The organism is Rhodoferax sp. (assembly GCF_025354435.1).
GTDB lineage: Bacteria > Pseudomonadota > Gammaproteobacteria > Burkholderiales > Burkholderiaceae_C > Rhodoferax_B.
Genome location: NZ_JANXMU010000030.1, coordinates 39,906 through 61,040 on the forward strand (window position 1 = coordinate 39,906; position 21,135 = coordinate 61,040).

The 21,135-nt window shown below is 62.7% G+C and carries 19 protein-coding genes; 9 read left to right on the plus strand and 10 right to left on the minus strand.

Annotated elements, in window-relative coordinates; translation table 11 throughout:
- The first annotated feature begins 47 nt into the window (after positions 1–47).
- The 5 genes from Q0T48_RS07465 (at position 48) to ugpC (ending at position 5,165) form a co-directional block, all read left to right on the plus strand.
- Positions 48–962, plus strand: a complete 915-nt coding sequence (locus tag Q0T48_RS07465) for a dihydrodipicolinate synthase family protein (RefSeq protein WP_295954544.1) — start codon at positions 48–50, stop codon at positions 960–962.
- Between the two features lie 24 nt (positions 963–986).
- On the plus strand, positions 987–2,300 hold the full coding sequence (locus Q0T48_RS07470) for a sugar ABC transporter substrate-binding protein (RefSeq protein WP_295954547.1): 1,314 nt from the start codon (positions 987–989) through the stop codon (positions 2,298–2,300).
- A gap of 82 nt (positions 2,301–2,382) precedes the next feature.
- Positions 2,383–3,246 carry a sugar ABC transporter permease gene (locus tag Q0T48_RS07475; protein WP_295954548.1) on the plus strand — a complete coding sequence of 288 codons (864 nt, stop codon included), beginning with the start codon at positions 2,383–2,385 and terminating at the stop codon, positions 3,244–3,246.
- A complete protein-coding gene (locus Q0T48_RS07480; RefSeq protein WP_295954550.1) occupies positions 3,239–4,069 on the plus strand; it encodes a carbohydrate ABC transporter permease in 831 nt (276 codons plus the stop codon). Before Q0T48_RS07475 ends, Q0T48_RS07480 begins: the two co-directional genes overlap by 8 nt.
- Positions 4,070–4,094: 25 nt before the next feature.
- Entirely contained in the window at positions 4,095–5,165 is a 1,071-nt protein-coding gene (gene ugpC, locus Q0T48_RS07485) for a sn-glycerol-3-phosphate ABC transporter ATP-binding protein UgpC (protein ID WP_295954555.1), read from the plus strand.
- A gap of 210 nt (positions 5,166–5,375) precedes the next feature.
- On the opposite strand, the gene Q0T48_RS07490 is transcribed toward ugpC, so the two are convergent.
- A complete protein-coding gene (locus tag Q0T48_RS07490) occupies positions 5,376–6,809 on the minus strand; it encodes a methyl-accepting chemotaxis protein (RefSeq protein ID WP_295954558.1) in 1,434 nt (477 codons plus the stop codon).
- Between the two features lie 246 nt (positions 6,810–7,055).
- Here Q0T48_RS07490 and Q0T48_RS22045 point away from each other — a divergent pair, with 246 nt between their 5' ends.
- Positions 7,056–7,160 (plus strand): RbsD/FucU domain-containing protein, encoded by a 105-nt coding sequence (locus Q0T48_RS22045; RefSeq protein ID WP_366887943.1) that lies wholly within the window; start codon positions 7,056–7,058, stop codon positions 7,158–7,160.
- 108 nt (positions 7,161–7,268) lie between these two features.
- On the opposite strand, the gene fusA is transcribed toward Q0T48_RS22045, so the two are convergent.
- From fusA to Q0T48_RS07505, 3 genes are all read right to left on the minus strand, one after another.
- Positions 7,269–9,275, minus strand: a complete 2,007-nt coding sequence (fusA, locus tag Q0T48_RS07495) for an elongation factor G (protein ID WP_295954561.1) — start codon at positions 9,273–9,275, stop codon at positions 7,269–7,271.
- Positions 9,276–9,668: 393 nt separating this feature from the next.
- Complete coding sequence (locus tag Q0T48_RS07500) at positions 9,669–10,343, minus strand: response regulator transcription factor (protein WP_295954565.1); 675 nt, start codon at positions 10,341–10,343, stop codon at positions 9,669–9,671.
- A 23-nt stretch (positions 10,344–10,366) separates the two neighbouring features.
- Positions 10,367–10,840: a MarR family transcriptional regulator gene (locus Q0T48_RS07505; protein ID WP_295954568.1), complete on the minus strand. Its 474-nt coding sequence runs from the start codon at positions 10,838–10,840 to the stop codon at positions 10,367–10,369.
- Between the two features lie 133 nt (positions 10,841–10,973).
- Between Q0T48_RS07505 and recA the strand changes: the two genes are divergently transcribed.
- Both recA and recX read left to right on the plus strand, forming a co-directional pair.
- On the plus strand, positions 10,974–12,068 hold the full coding sequence (gene recA / locus Q0T48_RS07510; RefSeq protein ID WP_295954570.1) for a recombinase RecA: 1,095 nt from the start codon (positions 10,974–10,976) through the stop codon (positions 12,066–12,068).
- Positions 12,069–12,122: 54 nt separating this feature from the next.
- On the plus strand, positions 12,123–12,611 hold the full coding sequence (recX, locus tag Q0T48_RS07515; RefSeq protein ID WP_295954573.1) for a recombination regulator RecX: 489 nt from the start codon (positions 12,123–12,125) through the stop codon (positions 12,609–12,611).
- Here the strand turns inward: recX and Q0T48_RS07520 are convergent.
- The 6 genes from Q0T48_RS07520 to Q0T48_RS07545 all read right to left on the minus strand — a co-directional run bounded on the left by Q0T48_RS07520 (position 12,608) and on the right by Q0T48_RS07545 (position 19,588).
- Positions 12,608–13,366 (minus strand): GolD/DthD family dehydrogenase, encoded by a 759-nt coding sequence (locus Q0T48_RS07520; protein WP_295954575.1) that lies wholly within the window; start codon positions 13,364–13,366, stop codon positions 12,608–12,610. The genes recX and Q0T48_RS07520 overlap by 4 nt on opposite strands.
- On the minus strand, positions 13,363–14,493 hold the full coding sequence (locus Q0T48_RS07525; RefSeq protein WP_295954578.1) for an alcohol dehydrogenase catalytic domain-containing protein: 1,131 nt from the start codon (positions 14,491–14,493) through the stop codon (positions 13,363–13,365). The genes Q0T48_RS07520 and Q0T48_RS07525 overlap by 4 nt, the downstream gene beginning before the upstream one ends.
- A gap of 24 nt (positions 14,494–14,517) precedes the next feature.
- The gene (locus Q0T48_RS07530) at positions 14,518–15,498 is read right to left on the minus strand and encodes an ABC transporter permease (RefSeq protein ID WP_295954581.1); all 981 of its coding nucleotides are present in this window, start codon (positions 15,496–15,498) and stop codon (positions 14,518–14,520) included.
- Entirely contained in the window at positions 15,495–16,997 is a 1,503-nt protein-coding gene (locus Q0T48_RS07535; RefSeq protein WP_295954585.1) for a sugar ABC transporter ATP-binding protein, read from the minus strand. Before Q0T48_RS07535 ends, Q0T48_RS07530 begins: the two co-directional genes overlap by 4 nt.
- Before the next feature lie 48 nt (positions 16,998–17,045).
- Entirely contained in the window at positions 17,046–17,963 is a 918-nt protein-coding gene (locus Q0T48_RS07540) for an ABC transporter substrate-binding protein (RefSeq protein WP_295954588.1), read from the minus strand.
- Positions 17,964–18,067: 104 nt separating this feature from the next.
- Positions 18,068–19,588 carry an FGGY-family carbohydrate kinase gene (locus tag Q0T48_RS07545; RefSeq protein ID WP_295954591.1) on the minus strand — a complete coding sequence of 507 codons (1,521 nt, stop codon included), beginning with the start codon at positions 19,586–19,588 and terminating at the stop codon, positions 18,068–18,070.
- A 300-nt stretch (positions 19,589–19,888) separates the two neighbouring features.
- On the opposite strand from Q0T48_RS07545, the gene Q0T48_RS07550 reads away from it, so the two are divergent.
- Complete coding sequence (locus Q0T48_RS07550) at positions 19,889–20,899, plus strand: LacI family DNA-binding transcriptional regulator (RefSeq protein ID WP_295954595.1); 1,011 nt, start codon at positions 19,889–19,891, stop codon at positions 20,897–20,899.
- Positions 20,900–21,135: the final 236 nt, after the last annotated feature.

Consider the following 21,135-nt stretch of genomic DNA (forward strand, 5'->3'; position numbering starts at 1 on the left):
CCCCCTTATCCCCTTTAACCCCGATAACCAACGTTCAGGAGCACCTTTTGACACACGCTATTGAGGGCCTTTGGCCCGCCCTGTTGATGCCGTTTGATGCCAGCGGACAGCTCGACCTGCCGCGCACCCTGGCGCATGTGCGGCGCTTGTTGGATGCAGGTTGCGACGGTGTGACCCTGTTCGGCACCACCGGCGAAGGCCTGTCGTTCAGCGTGGCCGAGCGCAAGAGCGTGCTGGAGGCCGTGCTGGCCAGCGGCGTGCGGCCCGACCAGATCGTGGTCACCATCTCGGCTTGCGCGTTGGCCGAGGCGATCGAACTGGGCCGCCATGCGATTGCGCTGGGCTGCACCCGGCAGCTGCTGATGCCCCCGTTCTTCTTTAACCACCCGCGCGATGCGGGCGTAGTGGCCGCCGTCAGCCAGGTGATCCAGGGTATCGGTTCCGACGATTTGCGCGTGCTGCTGTACCACTTCCCTTCGCTGAGCAATGTGACATTCACGCACGCGACGGTGGCCGAACTGGTGCGGCTGCATCCGCAGCAGGTCGCCGGTTTCAAGGACAGTGCGGGCGATCTGGCGCATTCGCTGGCGATCATCAAGGCCTTTCCCAAGCTGGCGATTCTGGTCGGCTCGGAAGCGCATGTCGCGACGGCCATGCGCGCTGGCAGCCCCGGCTCGATCAATGGCTTGTCGAATCTAGCGCCGCATTTGCTCATCCGCGTGATGCGCAACCCGGAGGCCGTGACGGCGGCCGACGAAGCGCTGGTACTCGATCTGCTGAAGCTGCTGAGCCTGCTGCCGAATATGCCCTTCGTCAGCGCCTACAAGACCGCGCTGGCCGAGCAGACCGGTGACGACACCTGGCTGAATGTGCGCGCGCCGCTGACGCCGCTGGATAACACCGAGGCGCAGGCCGTGCGCTTGGCGTACCGTGCGCTAGGCCAGAACGCGGCAACCTTGTAAAACAAAAAATCAGGAGACAACACCATGACCCGTTCCATTCCCCGCCGTACGGTCTTGCAGGCCGCCGCCGGTGCGACGGCATTCGCCAGTTTGCCAGCCGCCCAGGCCCAGGCCGCTTTTGACTGGAAGCGCTACAGCGGCCAGAGCATCGAAGTCCATCTGATCAAAAGCCCGCGCGGCGAGCTGCTGCAAAAGAACCAGAAAGAGTTTGAGGACATGACCGGCATCAAGGTCGGTGCCGAGCAGGTGCCCGAGCAGCAGTCGCGCCAGAAGACGGTGATTGAATTCAACTCTGGCAAAACCAGTTTCGACGTGGTGCACCTGAGCTACCACGTGCAAAAGCGCCAGTTCGCCAAGGGCAAGTGGATGGAAGACCTGCGCACCCTGATGGCCAGCGGCGCACCGCCCGACTTCGATGCCAAGGACTATTCCGCAGGCGGCATGTTCTACGCCACCCAGTCCGATGGCCGCATCGACAGCCTGCCGCTCAACCTGGATCCCTGGATCCTGTACTGGAACAAGGAACTGTTCGCCGCCAAGGGCATTGCCTATCCCAAGAGCTATGCCGACATCGTCAACGCCGCCAAAAAGCTGCACGACCCGGCCAACGGGATCGTCGGGTTTGTGGGCCGCGGCCTGAAGAACGCCAACGTGCCGCTGTGGAGCGGCTTCCTGCTCGGTTTTGGCGGCCAGTTTTTCGATGCCTCGGGCAAGCTGGCCACCGAATCGCCAGAAGCCCTGGCCGCCGCCACCATGTACCGCGACCTGTTGAAAAACACCGGCCCGGCCGGTGTGGCGGGCTATAACTGGAACGAGGCGCAAAGCCTGTTTCTGCAAGGCAAGGCAGCGATGTGGCTGGACGGCTGTGGCTTTGCGCCGCCGCTGGAAGACCCGGCCAAGTCCAAGGTGGTGGGCAAGGTCGGCTACGGCGTGCAGCCGCCCGGCCCCAAGCTGCAGGTCTCGCAGACCTTTGGCGATGGCATTGGTGTCTCGGCCTATTCCACCAAGAAGGGTCCGGCCTGGTACTACATCATGTGGGCCACCAGCAAGGCCATGCAGGCCCGCATGCTGGCCACCGGCTCGGGTGCGCCGGTGCGCTTGTCGGCCTACTCCAATGCCGAGGCCATCGCCAGCCTCAAGGTGCCGCCCGAATGGCTGACCACCGTTGCGGGCTCGCTCAAGATCGCCCGCCCCGGCCTGCCCATCATCGAGCCGGTCAACGAGTTCCGCGACGTGTTCGGCATCGCGCTGAACAACATGCTCAGCGGCGGCGATGTGGCAGCCGAGCTGAAAAAGGCTACGGCCGAATTTGCCCCGGTGCTGGCCAAAGCCGACTGATGGGCCGGGCGGCTTGCGCGTCTGTGCAGGCCGGTTTTTTTCTTCATGCGCGCCCCACCCCGGGTGCTGGGAGCTTGTTGGCATGCGAAAGCCGTCGCCTTTTTTGTGGTTTATTTTGCCCGCCGTGGTGGTCATCACCTGCGTGATCGTCTTCCCCTGGATGTTTACGCTGTGGATGAGCCTGTTCGACTGGAAGATTGGCTCCAAAGCTACGTTTGCCGGTCTGGGCAACTACGCCGATCTGCTGACCAATACACGCTTCCTGGAGTCGATCGCCCACACGCTGATCTTCACCACGCTGGCGGTGGTCGCCCCTCTGGTGCTGGGTACTGCGGCCGCGCTGGTGTTCAACCAGCAGTTCGCCTGGCGCGGTTTCTGGCGCGGCGCTTTTGTGCTGCCGATGATGGCCACGCCGGTGGCGATTGCGCTGGTCTGGGTGATGATGTTCCATCCGCAGCAAGGGGTTTTGAACTACCTGCTGTCGCTGGTGGGCATTGGTCCCAGCGAGTGGGTGTATTCACCCAAGCTGGCCATTTTGTGCCTGGTGATGGTGGACGTGTGGCAGTGGACACCGCTGGTGATGTTGATCGTGCTGGGGGGCCTGGCCTCTTTGCCCACCGACCCGTTCGAAGCCGCGTACATGGAGGGAGCCAGCCGCTGGCAGACCTTCCGCTACGTGACACGGCCGCTGCTGATGCCCTTCATTCTGGTGGCAGCCGTGGTGCGGCTGATCGATGCGCTGAAGACTTTTGACACCATCTACGTCATCACCCAGGGCGGCCCCGGCACCTCCACCGAGACCATCAACATCTACCTGTACCTGCAAGCGTTTTCGTTCTACCAGATCGGCAAGTCGTCGGCCGTGGTGGTGGTGTTTTTTGTACTGGTGGTGGCTCTATCTATGTTGCTCTTTTGGCTGCGCGAGCGCTCAAAATACTATGAATAAGTTTCGTGACAGCTTGCGCGACAAGCTATTGCTGGGTGTCTGCGTATTCCTGCTGGTGTCACCCGCCATCAGCTTCTTTGTCTGGATGCTGTCGCTGGCCTTCAAGAACGAAGTCGACAACCTGGCCTATCCGCCGATCTTCATTCCCAGCCCGCCCACGCTGGCGAATTTCGTCAAAGTGTTCGACAGCGGGCCGTTCTTCCAGTACCTGCTCAACAGCATCATGGTCTCGGGCACGGCCACCGTGGTGGCCTTGCTGATCGGCGTGCCTGCGGGTTACGGCGTGGCCCGGCTGAAGGCACGCAAGCTGCTGATGGTGATTTTGATCGCCCGCATGACCCCGGCCATCAGCTTCCTGATTCCGCTGTTCACGCTATTCCAGGCGCTGGGGCTGACGGGTACGTTGGCACCGGTGATCATCACCCACCTGGTGATCACCGTGCCCATCATGGTCTACATCGTTTCGGGTTATTTCGAGACCCTGCCGATGGAGTTGGAAGAGGCGGCGGTGGTCGACGGTTGCTCGCCTTGGCAGCGGTTTCGCCACATTGCGCTGCCGTTGGCCCGGCCCGGCATCACGGTGGCTGGCATCCTGGCTTTCATCTTCTCGTGGAACAACTTCATCTTCGGCGCGGTGCTGGCCGGGCGCGAAACCCGCACCCTGCCGGTCGCCATCTACAACGTGCTGACCTTCGAGCAGATTGCCTGGGGTCCGCTGGCGGCGGCGGCCTTGCTGGTGACTTTGCCGGTACTGATCCTCACGCTACTCATCCAGAAAGAAATCGTTGGCGGCCTCACAGCAGGTGGCGTCAAAGGTGGCTAACCCCTTATTCAGAGCATAAAAATCCATGGCATCCGTCACCCTTACCGGCATCGAAAAATCCTTTGCCAACACGCAAGTCATCCGCGGTGTGGACATCGCCATCGGCGACGGCGAATTTGCCGTCTTCGTCGGCCCCAGCGGCTGCGGCAAATCCACCCTGCTGCGCATGCTGGCCGGGCTGGATGCGCCCGACGCGGGCCAGATCCGCATAGGCGACAAGCTGGTCAACGATTTGCCGCCCAAAGAGCGCGGCGTGTCCATGGTGTTCCAGACCTACGCGCTGTACCCGCACATGACGGTGCAAGACAACATGGGCTTCGGCCTGATGATTGCGGGCACGCCGCCCGGCACCATCGCCAGCAAGGTGGCCGGTGCGGCCAAGATGCTGGGCCTGGACAAGATGCTGGACCGGCTGCCGCGCCAGCTCTCCGGCGGCCAGCGCCAGCGCGTGGCCATGGGCCGGGCCATGGTGCGCGATCCGCAGGTGTTTTTGTTCGACGAGCCGCTGAGCAACCTGGATGCAAAGTTGCGCGTGCAGATGCGCACCGAGATCCGTGCGCTGCACCAGCGCCTGAAGACCACTTCGATCTACGTCACCCACGACCAGATCGAGGCCATGACCATGGCCGATCGCATCATCGTACTGCGCGACGGCAAGGTCGAGCAAATTGGCACGCCCGCCGCGCTGTACGACAGCCCGTGCAACAGCTTCGTCGCCACCTTCATTGGCTCACCTGCTATGAATATAGTAGCTGCTAGCGCAGATAATATATGGGCCACAGCCGATTTTGGTGGTCAAATTCAGCTGCAGCATACGTTTGCCAGTCAGGGCAGCCGGCGCGTGCTGCTGGGCCTGCGCCCAGAGCACCTACAGGTGCGCCCGGCCGGCGAAGCCACCGGCATCCCCTGCGAGGTCAAGGTGGTCGAATTCAGCGGTGCCGACACCTTGCTGACCTGCGAAGCCCAGGGCCAACCGGTGCAGGCGCTGGTGCACGACCGCCTGCTGGTCAAACCCGGCGACAACATCACCCTGGCCATCGATCCGGCACGGGTGCATGTGTTTGACGAGGCAACCCAGCGCCGTCTGGAGGGCTAAAACAAGCGGACCCGCCGGGTCCGCTTATTCCATCAGCTGCGCACTACCGCTTGCCGGTATAGCCGGACAGCATCCGCAGCGGCACCATTGCCTGCACTACCGCCGTCCCGGGCTTCAATAGAGTGGGCTAGCTAGCACTTGTTGGGGTCTAGTACGGGGGCAGAGACTAGAGCGTTCCTGGCGGTTTGCTGAAAAATCAACCTGCACAGCTTAGGCCGTTCGGAATACCTCTACCGCGCCTACCAGTCTCTGGGCTTGGTCGCGCAGGCTCTCGGCAGCGGCTGCAGACTGTTCGACCAGCGCGGCGTTTTGCTGGGTCATCTGGTCCAGCTGAGCGATGGCCTGGTTGACCTCGGCGATGCCGTCTGATTGCTCGAACGAAGCTGTAGTGATGTCACCGATGATGTCACTGACCCGCTTCACCGAGTGGACGATTTCGGTCATGGTGCTGCCAGCGTTGTGCACCAGCCGCGAGCCAGAATCCACTTTTTCGACCGATGTACTGATCAGCGCCTTGATCTCTTTGGCGGCTTCGGCGCTGCGCCCAGCCAGGGACCGCACCTCGCTGGCCACCACCGCAAAGCCCCGTCCTTGCTCACCCGCGCGCGCGGCTTCCACGGCGGCGTTGAGCGCCAAAATGTTGGTCTGAAAGGCAATGCCGTCGATCACACCAATGATGTCGGCGATCTTTTTCGAGCTGTGGTTGATCTCGTCCATGGTGGCCACCACCTCCCCCACCACCGCGCCGCCGCGGGCCGCCACGGCGGCGGCCGAGGCGGCGAGCTGGTTGGCCTGGTGCGCCGCATCGGCCGACTGTTTGACGGTGCTGGTCAGTGCCTCCATGCGGCTGGCGGTGCGCTGCAGGTTACTGGCGGTCTGCTCGGTACGTACGCTCAGGTCCTGGTTGCCGGTAGCGATTTCACCGCAGGCGGTTTCGATGTTGGTGGTAGAGCCGCGCACCGCAGATACCGCTCCGTCCATCCGTGCCAGCGCCGCTTGCAGGGCCAGCGCCACCGGGGTTATGACCTTGACATGGGCCACGCCCAATGCAATGCCATCGGCCCGGTCTACGCCGCCCACCAGTTCGACCAGTTCTTCGCCCTGCAGCGCGGCGCGGCCCATGCCCAAGGCCAGCACCACTTCGAGCGCGGTCTGGATCACCACGTAGGTGGCGTGCAGCAGGATGCGCAGAAAGTCGGGTGCGGTGGTGCAGTAAAAGCCCAGACCTGCCGCCTGCAGCCGGTCAAACAACACATGGTGCACCGCAAACAGGGCCGCCCCAAAGACAATCGGAATCCAGTCCAGGTAAACCAGCAGCAGCGCCAGCGTGACGAACACGCCAAAGTGCAGCTCGATCATGCCGCGCGCCAGCTGGATGTGCAGGGCCACCAGCGATACCTGGACAAACGCCAGCGCCAACCGCGAGGCCATGGTCCCCTTGCAGGTGGCGTAGGCCAGCCCGCCCACCAGCAGCAACAGCAGCGACGCGCCCACCGCCAGCCCAGCATCGACAAACTGGAAGCCCAAAACCACTGCGGCGATTGCACTTAGTGCAATCGCCGCCAACATTACTTTATCGCCCAGCAGAGCTTGGGATGGGATCTGCGATACACGCTGGTGACCACTGGAATAAGCATCAGACATGGAACATTGCTTCAACAAAGATTTCAACTATACATTTCAAATAGTTACCGAAGTTATTTTTTGTTACCAATTGGTAATAATTTACATGGCTTCTAGACTGGACGGGAATCGGTATGGAAAAGTCAGCAGCGGGTGAATGGCCCTGGTATTCCGACCAACACCAACGCCAAACGACTGGGAAACTGCCGGGCGTGGATGCCACGCACGTGCTGGATACCGTGTTGTCGGTACTGCCGCTAGAGCGCTGTGCCCTTGTACGCCCGCACCGCCCAGGCATCCGCTGTGGTGGCGACCGGCGAAACCCGGCTGTACGGCAATATTCTGCGGAAAAAGGGTGGGGTGCGGTCTTGAAAAAGATGCTTCTGTTTTTATAGCTGCTTGTGCTGTTCCCATATGCACAAGGCACAGATTTCTTATAAAAAAGGGCGAACCCGAGGTTCACCCTTTTCAGGCGGCCATTCAGCCTTGCCGCGGTGCCACCGCGTAGTGGTCTAGCTGCATGGTGTAGCTGGCGCGGCCCGCCGTCAGGGCGCGCAGGCTGCCGATGTAGCCAAACAGCGTCTGCAGCGGCACCATGGCCTGCACCACGGCCGCGTTGCCGCGCTGGTCCTGGTGGCGCACCTGGCCACGGCGGCGGTTCAGGTCGCCGATCACATCGCCCACATGGTCCATGGGCGTGGTTACTTCCACCGCCATCACCGGCTCCAGCAGCATCAGCCCGGCTTCGCGCTGGGCTTGCATGAAGGCCTGCAGGCCCGCCACCTCAAACGCCAGCGTGGACGAGTCTTTTTCGTGGAAGCTGCCGTCTTCGAGCACCACCCGCACATCCGTCACCGGGTGGCCCGCCAGCACACCCGCCAGGGCGGCACGGCGCACGCCTTGCTCCACGCTGGGGATGAATTCCTTGGGTACCGTCCCGCCGGTGATGGCGCTTTCAAACTGCAGGCCCGCGCCACGCTCCAGGGGCTCCACGCGCATCACCACTTCGGCGTACTGGCCGGGGCCACCGCTCTGCTTTTTGTGCAGATAGCGCACTTGGACTGCATGGGCGATGGTTTCGCGCAGGGCCACTTGCGGCGGCCCGGTGCGCACGGTGACGCCGAAGCGGCTGCGCAGCTTTTCCAGCGTCACTTCCAGTTGCAGCTCGCCCACGCCCGACAACAGGGTCTGGCCGGTGTCGCTGTCCTGGCCCAGGCGCAGGCTGGGGTCTTCGTCCACCAGCGTGTGCAGGCCGCGCGAGAAGCTGTCCTGGTCGTCGCGCGAATGCGGCTCCACGGCCATGGCCAGCACCGGTTCGGGCGCGTGGATTTCCTCCAGCACCACGGGCTGGGCCGGGTCGCTCAGCGTGTGGCCGGTCTTGCTGTGCTTCAGCCCGGCCACGGCCACGATGTCGCCCGCCTGGGCCAAGGCCAGTTCTTCGCGACGGTCGGCGTGCATTTGCACCACCCGCGACAGGCGCTCGCGCTGGCCGGTGTGGGTGTTCAGCACCGGGGTGCCCGCATGGGCTTCGCCGCGGTAGACGCGCAGGTAGCTCAGCGTGCCGTGCTCGTCGTGCACCACCTTGAAGACCAGCGCGGCAAAGCCATCACCCGGTGGCAGTGCCAGCGGACGGTCTTCGGGGGCGGGCAGGTAGTCCACCACCGCGTCGAGCAGGGGCTCGATGCCCTTGTTCTTCAGCGCGGCACCGGCCAGCACGGGCACAAAGGCCCCTGCCAGCGTGCCCTTGCGGATGCAGGCGCGCAGCACGTCGTCAGGCACGGTTTGGCCGTCCAGGTAGGCGGTCAGGGCCGCGTCGTCTTGCTCCACGGCCAGCTCCACCAGGCTGCGGCGGGCGGCTTCGGCGGCGGCCTGCAGCTCGGCGGGCACGGCGGCGCGCGTCAGCGTGGGCTGGCCCCGGTCGTTGGGCGGCCAGTACAGGGCCTGCATGCTGAGCAGATCGACCACGCCTGCAAACCCGGCCTCTTGGCCGATGGGCAGGTGCAGCACCAGCGGGGTCACCGCCAGGCGCTCGGTAATCATCGCCACCACGCGGGCAAAGTCAGCCCCGGTGCGGTCCAGCTTGTTGACCAGTGCAATGCGCGGCACGCCGTAGCCGTCGGCCAGGCGCCAGTTGGTCTCGGTCTGCGGCTCCACCCCGGCCACGCCATCGAACACCACCACTGCGCCGTCCAGCACGCGCAGCGAGCGGCTCACCTCGATGTTGAAGTCGATGTGGCCGGGCGTGTCGATCAGGTTGATCTGGTGGCCGCGCCAGGCCACGGTGGTGGCGGCACTGTTGATGGTGATGCCGCGCGCCCGCTCCTGCGGGTCGTAGTCCATGGTCGTGTTGCCGTCGTGCACTTCACCGGTACGGTGGATCTCGCCGGTGGTGAACAAAATGCGTTCACTGACCGTGGTTTTGCCCGCGTCGACGTGGGCGATGATGCCGATGTTGCGCAGTTGCCGCGCATGTGTGTTCGTGTTCATACGATGTTCCTTAAAGACAAAAACCCTGGTCTGCACGTTGGCCGACCAGGGTTCTTAAAGGCCTCCACAAAAAAGTGAGGCCGATGAAAAATCCCGGTACTAGGGAGTTCTGTCTTGCGCAATGGATGCCGCACCAATGGACGAGCGCAAGCCCACCATCCACTGGTGCGGATGAATCGTGGCGATCAGCTTGTCATAGGTACGCATAAGAACTTTCAGGCTTCAAAAAACAAAAAACCCCGCACAAAAATCTTTGCCGGGGTGGGGAGTTCGTTGCGGCAAGGCACAGCGCCTTCCGAATGGTCGGAAGGTGTCTAGAGGATCAATGCTTTGTTTATCGATGTCATGGTGCCGATTATAAAAACTAAACGCCGCGCTGTCCAGCGCCCGGCATTACGGCGCAATCTTTTCCAGACAATAGCCCAGCCCGCGCACCGTGGCAATGCGGATCGGGCCTTTTTCAATCTTCTTGCGCAGGCGGTAGATGTAGACCTCGATGGCGTTGACGCTGACCTCTTCGCCCCATTCGCACAGGCGCTCGATCAATTGCTCTTTGCTCACCAGCCGCCCCACACGCTGCAGCAGCACTTCCAGCAGGCCCAGTTCGCGGGCCGACAGCTCCAGCGTCTTGCCGTCGATGCTGGCCATGCGTCCGGCGTGGTCGTACAGCAGGGGGCCGTGCTGGATGCTGCTGCTGGCCCCGCCCGCGCCGCGCCGGGCCAGGGCACGCACCCGGGCCTCCAGTTCTTGCAGCGAAAACGGTTTGGCCATGTAGTCGTCAGCCCCGTAGTCCAGGCCCTTGACGCGCTCTTCCACGCTGTCGGCCGCCGTCAAAATCAGCACCGGCAGCGACGATCCGCGGGCGCGCAGACGCTTGAGCACCTCCAGGCCGTGCATCTTGGGCAGGCCCAGGTCGAGAATCAGCAGGTCAAATTCGCGGTTGGTCAGCAGCGCGGCATCGGCCTCGGTGCCACTGGCCACGTGGTCTACCGCCGCACCCGAGGCGCGCAGGCCGCGCAACAGGCCGTCGGCTAAAACCTGGTCGTCTTCCGCAATCAAGATACGCATCGTGTCTCCTACTTTTTTCGCGATTATGTCGCGTAGGCCTCCAGCCCGAGTGCCACCACGGTGGCCACCTCGGGGCCGACGGCCTGGTGGAACTCGTCTTCGGCTTGGGCTACCGCATCCTGAAAGGCCTTGAGCCAAGCCAGCCCGGTCGCGGTAAACACCACCCGGCGCGCCCGCGCGTCCAACGGGTCGGGTTCGCGCGCCACCATGCCCCAGGCCGCGCACTGGTCCACCAGGTCGCCCATGGCCTGTTTGCTCATGCCCGCCTGCGTGGCCAGTTCGGTGAGGCGCGCGCCCTGCAGCGGCAAATGCCGGGTGATGTGGATGTGCGCCGCACCCACCTGCGCCCGCGCCGCCAAGTTGCCCAGGGCCAAGGGCACGTCCACGTTGCGGGCCATCAGCTCCAGCACGCGGGCATCGAAGCGGCGCAGCGCAGCGGCCATCAAGCGGCCCAGATGGGTTTCGCGCCAACCTTGTTCAGCAGTGATTTCCAGCATCTTTAGATAGTAAGTCAAACTGACTAAAAAATCTATTGCAGAACTTATGGGTCGCCGTAAACTACTGTTCAAGCATCCAGTCTGTAGTTAACCGCAGGCAACCCAGCCACCCTTTTTTTGAAAGACCCGCAGCATGAACGCCGTTCTTAAAGCCCCTCCCGTCGCCCCCACCCCCGCCGCGCTGGCCGAAAAAGCCAAGGCCTTGCAGGCCGCGCTGGCACAGATCGAAAAACAGTTCGGCAAGGGCACCATCATGCGGCTGGGCGAAGGCGAAGTCATTGAAGACATCCAGGTCGTATCCACCGGCTCGCTGGGTCTGGACATTGCCCTGGGCGTCGGCGGTCTGCCCCGTGGTCGCGTCATCGAAATCTACGGCCCCGAGTCCAGCGGCAAGACCACGCTGACCCTGCAAGTCATCGCCGAAATGCAAAAGCTCGGCGGCACCTGCGCCTTTGTGGATGCCGAGCACGCGCTCGACACCCAGTACGCCCAAAACCTGGGTGTGAATCTGCAGGAAATGCTGATCAGCCAGCCCGACACCGGTGAGCAGGCCCTGGAAATTGTGGATTCGCTGGTGCGCTCCGGCGCGGTCGATCTGATCGTGATCGACTCGGTGGCCGCCCTCACGCCCAAGGCCGAGCTGGAAGGCGAAATGGGCGACAGCCTGCCCGGCCTGCAAGCCCGTTTGATGAGCCAGGCGCTGCGCAAGCTCACCGCCCACATCAAGAAGGCCAACTGCATGGTCATCTTCATCAACCAGATCCGCATGAAGATCGGCGTGATGTTCGGCTCGCCCGAAACCACCACCGGCGGCAACGCGCTGAAGTTCTACGCCTCAGTGCGCCTGGACATCCGCCGCACCGGCACCATCAAAAAGGGCGACGACGCGATCGGCAACGAGACCAAGGTCAAAGTGGTGAAGAACAAGGTGGCACCCCCGTTCAAGACGGCCGAGTTCGATATTTTGTTCGGCGAGGGCATCAGCCGCCACGGCGAAATCATCGACATGGGCGTGGAGGCCAAGGTCATCGAAAAGTCGGGAGCCTGGTACGCCTACCAGGGTGAAAAAATCGGCCAGGGCCGCGACAACGCGCGTGAGTTTCTGCGCGAGAACCCCGGCCTGTCCACCGAGATCGAAAACAAAGTGCGCGAGTCGCTGGGCATCCCGCTGATCATCGTCGCCGCCGAGCCTGCCAAGGAAAGCAAAAAAGCCAAAGTTGAGGCTTAAATAGGGCTCTAGCGCAGGTAGTACCTACGCTAGAAGCTACAAATAAAATAGCAAATGGCTTTTTCACCGTCCAAAGGTCTGGCACCTATCAGCCTCAAGGGCCGGGCCCTGCGCCTGCTCAGTGGCCGCGAACATTCGCGCGCCGAGCTGGAGCGCAAGCTCATCGCTTTCGAGGAGGTGCCCGGCGCGCTGGCCCAGGCGCTGGACGAACTCCAGGCCAAGGGCTTCATCAACGAGCAGCGGGTGGTGGATTCAGTGCTGTACCGCCGGTCTGCCAAGCTGGGCACGGCCCGCATCCGGCAAGAGCTGCAAAGTAAAGGGCTGGACCCCGGCATGGTGCTGGATGCCGTGGCCAGCCTGCAAGACACCGAACTGGCCCGCGCCCGCGAAGTCTGGCGCAAGAAGTTCGGCAGCCCGCCGCTGGACGCCGCCGCCCGGGGCAAGCAGCAGCGGTTTTTGCTGGCGCGTGGCTTCTCGGGCGATGCCGTGCGCAAGGTGGTGGCGGGTGGGGACGACGATAGTTGGGATACCGCCGACAGTTAAATAGCCGTGTAGCCGCCGTCCAGTGCCAGATTCATCCCGTTCAGCATGCCTGACGCGCCACTGGCAAGGTATAGCGTGGCATGGGCCACTTCCTCGGGTTGCGCAAACCGCCCGGTGGGAATCTTCTTTTTGAACGCAACCCCGGCTTCACCGGCCCAGGCCTTGCGACCCAGTTCGGTTTCCACCACGGTGGGCGAAATCGCGTTGGTGGTGATGCCGTGGGCCGACCACTCCAGCGCCAGCACCCGCGTCATGCCCAGCAGCCCGGCCTTGCTGGTGCAGTAGGCCAGATGCTGCTCCAGCCCCACGGTGGCGGCCTGTGAGGCCATGTTGATGATGCGGCCGTAACCGCGCACCAGCATGTGCCGCCCCACCTCGCGGGCGTACAAAAAGCAGCCCCGCAGGTTGATGTCCATCACCTGGTCCCACTGCGCCGTGGTGGTGTCCTCGGCCTTGGCTAGCACAGCAATGCCCGCGTTGTTGACCAGAATGTCAATGCGTCCGGCCTGCGCGATGGCCTGCGCCACCGCCGCACACACCGAGACCTCGTCGCTGGCATCGGCCGTGAGGTGGATGTGCTGCGGCCCCAGGCGCGCGGCCAGGGCCGCACCCGCGGGGTTGCGGTCTACCAGCACCAGGCGGCAGCCGCGTTCGGCAAACAGCTCGGCCACCGCGGTGCCGATGCCACCGGACGCACCGGTCAGCAGCGCCACCTGGCCAGTCAGGTCGTAGGCGGCAGTAAACGATGTGTTCATAGGGTGGCGGGTACCGGCTGCAACAGCACTTTGATCGAGTCCAGCGAGTTCGCTAGCGCGATGGCCTGGTCCCAGTCGGTCAGCGGGAAGCTGTGGGTAACGATGCCTTCGCTGGTGACCAGACCGCGTGCCAGCAAATCGATAGCGATGGGGTAGCAGTACGGACCCAGATGGGCACCGCGCACATCCAGCTCTTTGCGGTCGCCGATGATGGACCAGTCGGCACTGGTTTCCGAGCCGAACACGCTGAACTCGACAAAGCGGCCCAGCTTGCGGATCATTTCCAGGCCTTGCGTCACGCCGATGGGGGCACCGGTGGTCTCGATGTACACGTCGCAACCGTAGCCACCGGTCAGCGCCTTGACGATGGCATTGGCGTCCTCGGTCTTGGGGTTGATGACCACGTCGGCACCGAACTTTTTGGCCAGCGCCAGGCGCTCGGGCACCAGGTCAATCACCACCAGCTTCTTGGGCGTTTTCAGGTGGGCGATCTGGGCCATCATCAAACCCAGCGGCCCAGCACCGGCGATCACCACCACGTCATCGAGCTGGATGTCGCCCCGGTTCACGGTGTGGATGGCGCACGACAGCGGTTCGATGATGGCTGCGTCGTTGAGCGAAATACCGTCAGGGATCTTGTGCACCCGCGAGGTGGAAGGCAGGCGCATGTAGTCGGCCATGCCGCCATCGGCCACGACGCGCTGGAAGCCAAAAATGTTGTGCACCTCGCACATCCAGTACTTGCCGGTGGTGCAAAAGCGGCACTTGTCGCAGGGCACGATTTGCTCGGCGATCACGCGGTCGCCTTTTTCTACGCCAAAGTGTTCGGCTGCGCCCTCGCCCAGCGCTTCTACATAGCCAAAGAATTCATGGCCGGGGATGACGGGCGGCTTGACGTAAGCGCCCACGCCGTCTTTGCCCCAGAACATCGCGGCACCGCCGTAGCACTTGCAGTCAGAGGCACAGATACCGCAGGCCGCAATGCTGATCACCAGCTCGCGCAGGCCAGGTGTGGGGCGTTCTACGGTTTCCAGACGGTAGTCCAGCGGGCCGTGGCAGACCACGGCCTGCATGGCGAGTTGTTGGATGGCCCCGCTGGGGTTGGTTTGAAGTCGTTGGTAGGTCATGGTGGTTCTCCTGTGGCTGGTAAATTAACGTTTCGATTCGCGGCTGATAAAGATGGCGAGCAGCACGATGCCACCTTTGATGATGAGTTGCATGTAGGGCGATACGCCAATCATGTTGAGCCCGTTGTTCAACACACCCAGCAGTAGCGCGCCGACCAGGGTGCCGATGATGGCTCCGCGCCCCCCGGCAATCGAGGTGCCGCCCATCACCACGGCGGCGATGGCATCCAGCTCAAAACCCACGCCTACGCCGGGCTGGCCGCTGGTGACGCGGGCGGCTTGCACGATGCCGGCAACGGCGGCGGTCAAGCCACTCAGCGCATTGACCAGCAGCTTGTAGCGGGCCACGCTGACGCCCGAGAGGCGGGTGGCTTCTTCGTTGCCGCCAATGGCATACACATAGCGGCCAAACGGGGCCAGGTTCAGCAGCACATAGGCTCCCAGGTAGGTGATGAGCATGATGACAATCGGGGTCTTGATGCCCGCCACCACGCCGCCGCCCAAAAACGCAAACGCGTCCGGCAGACCGTCCACGGGGTAACCTCCGGTGTAGATCAGCGCAATACCGCGGGCAATACCCATGGTGGCCAGGGTCACGATGATGGGCGGCATGCGCAGGTAGGCCACGCAGTAGCCGTTGAACAGGCCAAACACGATGCCGACCACGATGCCCAAAAAGACGGCGGCAGGAATGCCCAGACCGTAGTGCACCATCAGCCCGGCGCACAAGGTGCCCGACAGGGCCACCACCGCACCTACCGACAGGTCGATGCCGCCGGTCAGGATGGCGGCGGTCATGCCCACCGCAATGATGGCGTTGATGGACGACTGCAAGACGATGTTTTGCAGGTTGGCCACGGACAAAAAGTTGTCGGTTGCGAGCGCCATGAAAACCGAAATGCCGATCAGCCCGACCAGCGGCAAGAAAGCGCTGGACTTGCGCACGGCGGCGAACAGGCTGCTACGCGGCGGGGTGGTGACGGCGGGAAGTGTGCTGGTAGTCATGCTGTGACCCCTTTGGTTGCCTGGCGCATGATGTCGCCGGAATTGATGGAAGCGCCGTCCAGCGTGGCCACAATGGACCCACCAGAAAACACCGCAACACGGTCGCACATGCCCACGATTTCGGGCAGCTCGCTCGAAACCATGATGATGGACTTGCCGCGCTGGGTCAGCTCGCGCATGAGTTGGTAGATTTCGGCCTTGGCCCCCACGTCGATGCCGCGCGTGGGTTCGTCAAAGATCAGCACTTTGCATTCGTGGTTCAACCAGCGGGCAATTACCACTTTTTGCTGGTTGCCCCCCGACAAGGTACCCACTATGGCCTCGACGCTGGGGGCTTTCACACCCACCAGTTTGGCCAATTCGGTAGCGGACTTGCGTTCGGCCGCTTGCTGGACCAGCCCGCCCTTGAGGTATTTGCCCAGGTTGTTCATCGAGATGTTGAAGCGGATCGAAAAGCTGGTGATCAACCCCTGGACTTTGCGGCTTTCTGGCAGCAAGCCTATGCCCTCGGCCAATGCCTGGGTGGGGGTTTTCAAGGTGGTGGGTTTGCCGTCCAGCAGCACGGTTTTTTGGTGCACGGGGTCGGCACCCATCATGCCCAGCGCCAGCTCGGTGCGGCCCGAGCCGACCAAACCGGCAAAGCCCAGGATCTCGCCTTCGTAGAGATCAAATTTATTCACCGGCCCATCTTTGACCAGTTGGATGCTTTGCACGTCCAGCACCTTGCGGCCACGCGGAGCAGGGTGGGGTTTGGGCGGAAAGTTGTTTTCAATCTTGCGCCCCACCATCATCTCCACCAGCGCATGCACATCGGTGTCGGCCACATCCACATGGCCGGCATTGGCACCGTCGCGCAGCACGCTGACGCGGTCACAAATCTCGAAAATCTCGTCCAGGTGGTGCGAGATAAAAATCATGGCCACGCCTTTGGCACGCAGCTCTCGCATGATCTTGAACAGGTGCTCGGCCACGCCGGGAGTGAGCGTGGCGGTCGGTTCATCGAGCACCAGAATGCGGGCTTTGAGCGACAGCGCTTTGCCGATTTCGACAAACTGCTGCTGCGCCACCGACAATTTATGCACCGGCACGTCCACGTCAATATGCACCCCCAGCTCGGCAAACTGGGCCTGCGCGGCCTGGCGCATCTCGGCTTTGCGCATTAGCCCGAGGCCGTTGGTTTTAAAGCGGCCCAAAAAGATGTTTTCTGCCGCCGTGAGATAGGGAATCAGGCTGAATTCCTGAAAAATGATGCCGACCCCCGCAGCGATGGCATCAAAGTAGCCGGCGAACTTGCGCTCCTGGCCGTCGATAAAGATGCGCCCCTCGTCCGCCTGGTAGATGCCGCACAGGATCTTCATCAGCGTAGATTTGCCTGCGCCGTTTTCGCCCAGCAAAGCGTGCACTTCACCTTGGCGTATCGACAGATTGATTCCTTGCAGCGCTTTGACGCCGGGGAAGCCCTTGGACACGCCTTCGAGGCGCAATATTTCGGTGTTCATGGTGGTGGTTCCTGAGACGTTCCCCGCCAGGCGGGGAACGGTTGGGGGTTACCAGCTAAAGGTCTTTGCGCCTTCGGCATCGATCAGCTTGACATCGACGGGGATGGTCGATGGCACATTCGCACCCCATTTCTTGGCCAGGGCAATGCCCAGCGCGATGCGGATCTGGTCACGCGGGAACTGGGCTGCGGTGGCCACCAGTTTGGAGCCGGGCTTTTGCATCGCCTTGATGACTTCGGGGGCACCGTCTACGCTGGTCAGCTTGACATCTTTGCCGCTGGTTTCAATGGCGGACAACGCACCCATCGCACCACCGTCGTTGACGCTGAAGATGCCCTTGAGGTTCTTGTTGGCTTGCAAGATGTTTTCGGTCACGGTCAGGGCAAAAGCGCGCTCTTGCTTGCCGTTTTGTACGCTGACGATCTTGATGCCAGGGTACTTGGCCAGCGACTCGCGGCAGCCCTTGACGCGCTCCAGAATTGGGATCACAGGGATGCCGTCCAGAATCGCCACATCGCCTTTTTCACCAATGCTCTTAGCCAGGTAGTCGCAAGAGATGCGCCCTGCATCGGTGTTTTTGGAGCCAATGAACGAATCCACTGGGCCGAGGGCATTCGCATCCACCGCCACCACCACAATGCCGGCCGCTTTGGCCGCCTTCACCGCCGACTGCACGCCCGAGGAGTCGGTCGGGTTCAGGATCAGGATGTCGATCTTCTTCTGGATCATGTCTTCCACATCGCTGATTTGCTTGGTGACGTCGTGGCGGGCATCGGTCACTACCACTGTGGCACCAATGCTGGCCGCCATCTCTTCTACCGATGCTTTCATTAGCACGAAATAGGGGTTGTTCAGCTCCTGGAAGGTCACACCGATCTTGATCGGTTTAGCGATTTGCGCCTGGGCGGTAGTGACACCGCACGCCAAAGCAGCGATAGCGAGGGTGGATAAAACGAATTTTTTCATGCTTGTCTCTTTAGGGTTGGTACAACGGGAACGGGAAACTTAAAAGCTCAGATGCCATCGGTTTAGTGGATCGTGGATGGAGGGTTGGCACCATCGATTGCGCTTCATGGCGAAAGAATGCCTGCGGCGGCCGTGTCCACACTGATCTGGCGCAGCTGGTGCATCACCGGCTTTAGCGTGGGGTACAGCGCCACATACAGTTGAAACAGGGCGGCGTAGGTGCTGCGGGCGGGCTCCTGTGGCTGGGCGCGGGCCGTGAGTTGCACCCAGCCCTTGCGCACCGTGGCGGCATCGATCAGGCCCACACCGTAAGCCGCCAGCTGCGCGGCCCCCAGCGAGGCTTCGACCTCTTCGGCGATGGTGAACACCGGGCGGCCAGTCACGTCGGCAATGATCTGCATCCACAGGTCCGACTGGCTGGCCCCGCCGACGATGGTGATGGCTTCGTCCAGCGGATGGCCGTCCAGCGTGCCGGTTTCGATGTTGTGGTGCAGCGCGTAGGCAATGCCCTCCAGCACGGCGCGGTACAGGTGGGCGCGGCCATGGTGCAGGCCCAGGCCGATGAAGGCACCGCTGGCCTTGGCATCCCACAGGGGGCTGCGCTCGCCCATCAGGTAGGGCAAAAACAGTAGGGCATCCGAGCCGCTGGGCAAGCCGCTGGCGGCGGCTTCGAGCAGCACATGCGGGTCCACGCCCTGGGCCCGCCCGGCGGCGATCTCGGCCTGGCAAAAGTTCTCGCGGAACCAGCTCACACTGGCCCCGGCGGTGATGGCGCCGCCAGACACGTACAGGTCTTCCATGCCGTTGAACACATGCGGCATGCTGATCAGGCCGTGGCGTGCATCCACCTGCTGGCGAATCGTGCCCCAGGCCATGCTGGTGCCGATCATGCCGACGTGGTTACCGGTTTGGGTGGCTCCGGCGGCCAGGGTGGCCACGGCGGCATCCACACCCCCGGCCACCACCGGCAGGCCCACGGGCAGGCCCAGCGCTTCGGCCCAATGGGGCAGCAGCGGGCCGACCACATCGCTGGACGCAACCAAACGGTCCGGCATCATGCGGCGCGGAATGCCCAGCATGGCCAGCGCCTCGTCGGACCAGCAGCGGTTCTTCAGGTCGTACACGCCGCCGATATTGCCGGCCGAGCTGTGGTCCACCGCCACCTGGCCGGTGAGCGCGGCGTTGATGAAGCTGTTGGGTGGCAGAAACTGCGCGGTGTGCACCCACACCGCCGGCTCGTTGTCGCGCAGCCAGAGCATCTTGGTGTAGCCGTAGTAGCTGTCCACACCGTTGCCGGTGATGTCAAACAGGCGCTCCAGATCGACGTTGTTGCGCACCCAGTCCACCTGCGCCTGGGCGCGGCGGTCCATCCAGATCAGGCAGGGGTAGAGGGCTTTGCCATCCGCATCTACCGGGATACCCGAGCCGCCGTACAAACTGCTTATACATATGCTTTTGATAGCGCCTTGTGTAGGTTTTGCCTGCGCTAGCACCCCTTTTATGCATGCAACTACCGCATCCATCCAGACGCTGGGCCACTGCTGCGCCCACAGCGGTGCGGGGGTTTCGACCTGGTAGCTCAGGCTGTGCGTGGCTTTGATGTGGCCATCGGCGCGCACCAGCACGGCCTTGGTGCTTTAGGTGCCGACATCGACACCGATGACGTATTGCGTCGATGCAGAGGGACCGGAGGGTGCAGGGAAGGTCATGGGCGTGGCTTGGTGCGATGGGGTGAAAGAGTGGCGATTTAGGGCAGTTGCACAATCGATGGTGCAATCTTATGCAGTCCAGAAAAACTGCACCCAGCATTTACCCTAGGGTTGTGTAACTGTTTGTTGCTTTGCGAAATGCCGGGTCGCCAGGCCGCAGGTTATGCTTGGTGCTGCCATCCATTTCGCGCGTTCTGCGCATCCTCCGCACCGCCCATGGCCACCCGCAAATCCACCATTTACGACCTGGCCAAGCTGGCCGATGTGTCGGCCTCTACCGTCAGCGCCATCCTCAACGGGACCTGGAAAGAGCGCCGCATCGCCGCCAAAACGGTAGAGAAAGTGCAGCTACTGGCGGCCGAGCAGCAGTACACCTTGAACCGCCAGGCCAGCGGCCTGCGTACCAGCAAATCCGGCCTGATCGGCATGCTGATTCCGCTGCACAACAGCCGGTTTTTCGGCACCATGGCGCAGACTTTTGAAGTGATGGCGCGGGCGCGCGGCCTGTACCCGATCGTGGTCAGCACGCTGCGCGACCCGGCGCTGGAGCTGGAGACCGCCAGTGCGCTGATCTCTTACCGTATCGAATCGCTGATGGTGCTGGGTGCCACCGACCCGGATGCTGTCAGCCGCCTGTGCACCAGCCACGGCGTAGCGCATGTCAATGTGGACTTGCCGGGCACGCTGGCCAGCTCGGTCATCAGCGACAACTACTGGGGTGCGCAGCAACTCACCGCCTGCCTGCTGCTGCATTCCACGCCGCAGCGGGTCGCTCGGCGCAACAAACTGTACTTTTTGGGCGGCGTGGCCAGCGACTACGCTACGCGGCGGCGTGTTGACGGGTTTTCGGACACGTTGACGGCCCAGTTCGGGCTGGTGGAGCCGGGGCAGATCGAGGCCTGTGGGTACGAGTCCAGTGGGGCCGAGGCGGCCATCAAAGCCCTGTACCTGCGCCTGGGTGGCCTGCCCCGGGCCTTGTTCATCAACTCGACGATGGTGTTGGAAGGGGTGATCCTGTTCCTGAAAACTCTGCCCGCCGCTGAGTTGGCCCGCTGCACCTTTGGCTGCTACGACTGGGACCCGTTCGCCGCCTACCTGAGCTTTCCGCTGTGGATGGTGCGCCAGGACGATGGCGGCCTGCTGGGCGCCGCCTTCGACATTCTGGACGCCGGCAGCTACGCCGAAGGGCGGGTGGTCGAGATCAAGCCCGCGCTGCTGAGCATGTAGCCTGGCACTAGCCGCCTGCAAATATTTTTAAGCCTTTTAGGCCTCTGGCGTAGGTAACGCCTATGCCAGTAGCTATTTAAATCATAGCAAACCATAAACCTAGGGTTTCACCCTAGATTGCAGTTGCAACACAGCCTGCGTGCTCCCGACACACAAAAGCCGCCGCGGCTTGGGAAGATCACCCCATCGCAAATCACTGCAACAACCCCAAGGACTTCACCATGACACGCTCTATC

Bases quoted from the DNA above. Each gene is read 5' to 3' on its own strand.
- Q0T48_RS07470 (WP_295954547.1), top strand. From the start codon at position 987: ATGACCCGTTCCATTCCCCGCCGTACGGTCTTGCAGGCCGCCGCCGGT.
- Q0T48_RS07475 (WP_295954548.1), top strand. From the start codon at position 2,383: ATGCGAAAGCCGTCGCCTTTTTTGTGGTTTATTTTGCCCGCCGTGGTG.
- Q0T48_RS07480 (WP_295954550.1), top strand. From the start codon at position 3,239: ATGAATAAGTTTCGTGACAGCTTGCGCGACAAGCTATTGCTGGGTGTC.
- ugpC (WP_295954555.1), top strand. From the start codon at position 4,095: ATGGCATCCGTCACCCTTACCGGCATCGAAAAATCCTTTGCCAACACG.
- Q0T48_RS07490 (WP_295954558.1), bottom strand. From the start codon at position 6,809: ATGTCTGATGCTTATTCCAGTGGTCACCAGCGTGTATCGCAGATCCCA.
- fusA (WP_295954561.1), bottom strand. From the start codon at position 9,275: ATGAACACGAACACACATGCGCGGCAACTGCGCAACATCGGCATCATC.
- Q0T48_RS07500 (WP_295954565.1), bottom strand. From the start codon at position 10,343: ATGCGTATCTTGATTGCGGAAGACGACCAGGTTTTAGCCGACGGCCTG.
- Q0T48_RS07505 (WP_295954568.1), bottom strand. From the start codon at position 10,840: ATGCTGGAAATCACTGCTGAACAAGGTTGGCGCGAAACCCATCTGGGC.
- recA (WP_295954570.1), top strand. From the start codon at position 10,974: ATGAACGCCGTTCTTAAAGCCCCTCCCGTCGCCCCCACCCCCGCCGCG.
- recX (WP_295954573.1), top strand. From the start codon at position 12,123: ATGGCTTTTTCACCGTCCAAAGGTCTGGCACCTATCAGCCTCAAGGGC.
- Q0T48_RS07520 (WP_295954575.1), bottom strand. From the start codon at position 13,366: ATGAACACATCGTTTACTGCCGCCTACGACCTGACTGGCCAGGTGGCG.
- Q0T48_RS07525 (WP_295954578.1), bottom strand. From the start codon at position 14,493: ATGACCTACCAACGACTTCAAACCAACCCCAGCGGGGCCATCCAACAA.
- Q0T48_RS07530 (WP_295954581.1), bottom strand. From the start codon at position 15,498: ATGACTACCAGCACACTTCCCGCCGTCACCACCCCGCCGCGTAGCAGC.
- Q0T48_RS07535 (WP_295954585.1), bottom strand. From the start codon at position 16,997: ATGAACACCGAAATATTGCGCCTCGAAGGCGTGTCCAAGGGCTTCCCC.
- Q0T48_RS07540 (WP_295954588.1), bottom strand. From the start codon at position 17,963: ATGAAAAAATTCGTTTTATCCACCCTCGCTATCGCTGCTTTGGCGTGC.
- Q0T48_RS07550 (WP_295954595.1), top strand. From the start codon at position 19,889: ATGGCCACCCGCAAATCCACCATTTACGACCTGGCCAAGCTGGCCGAT.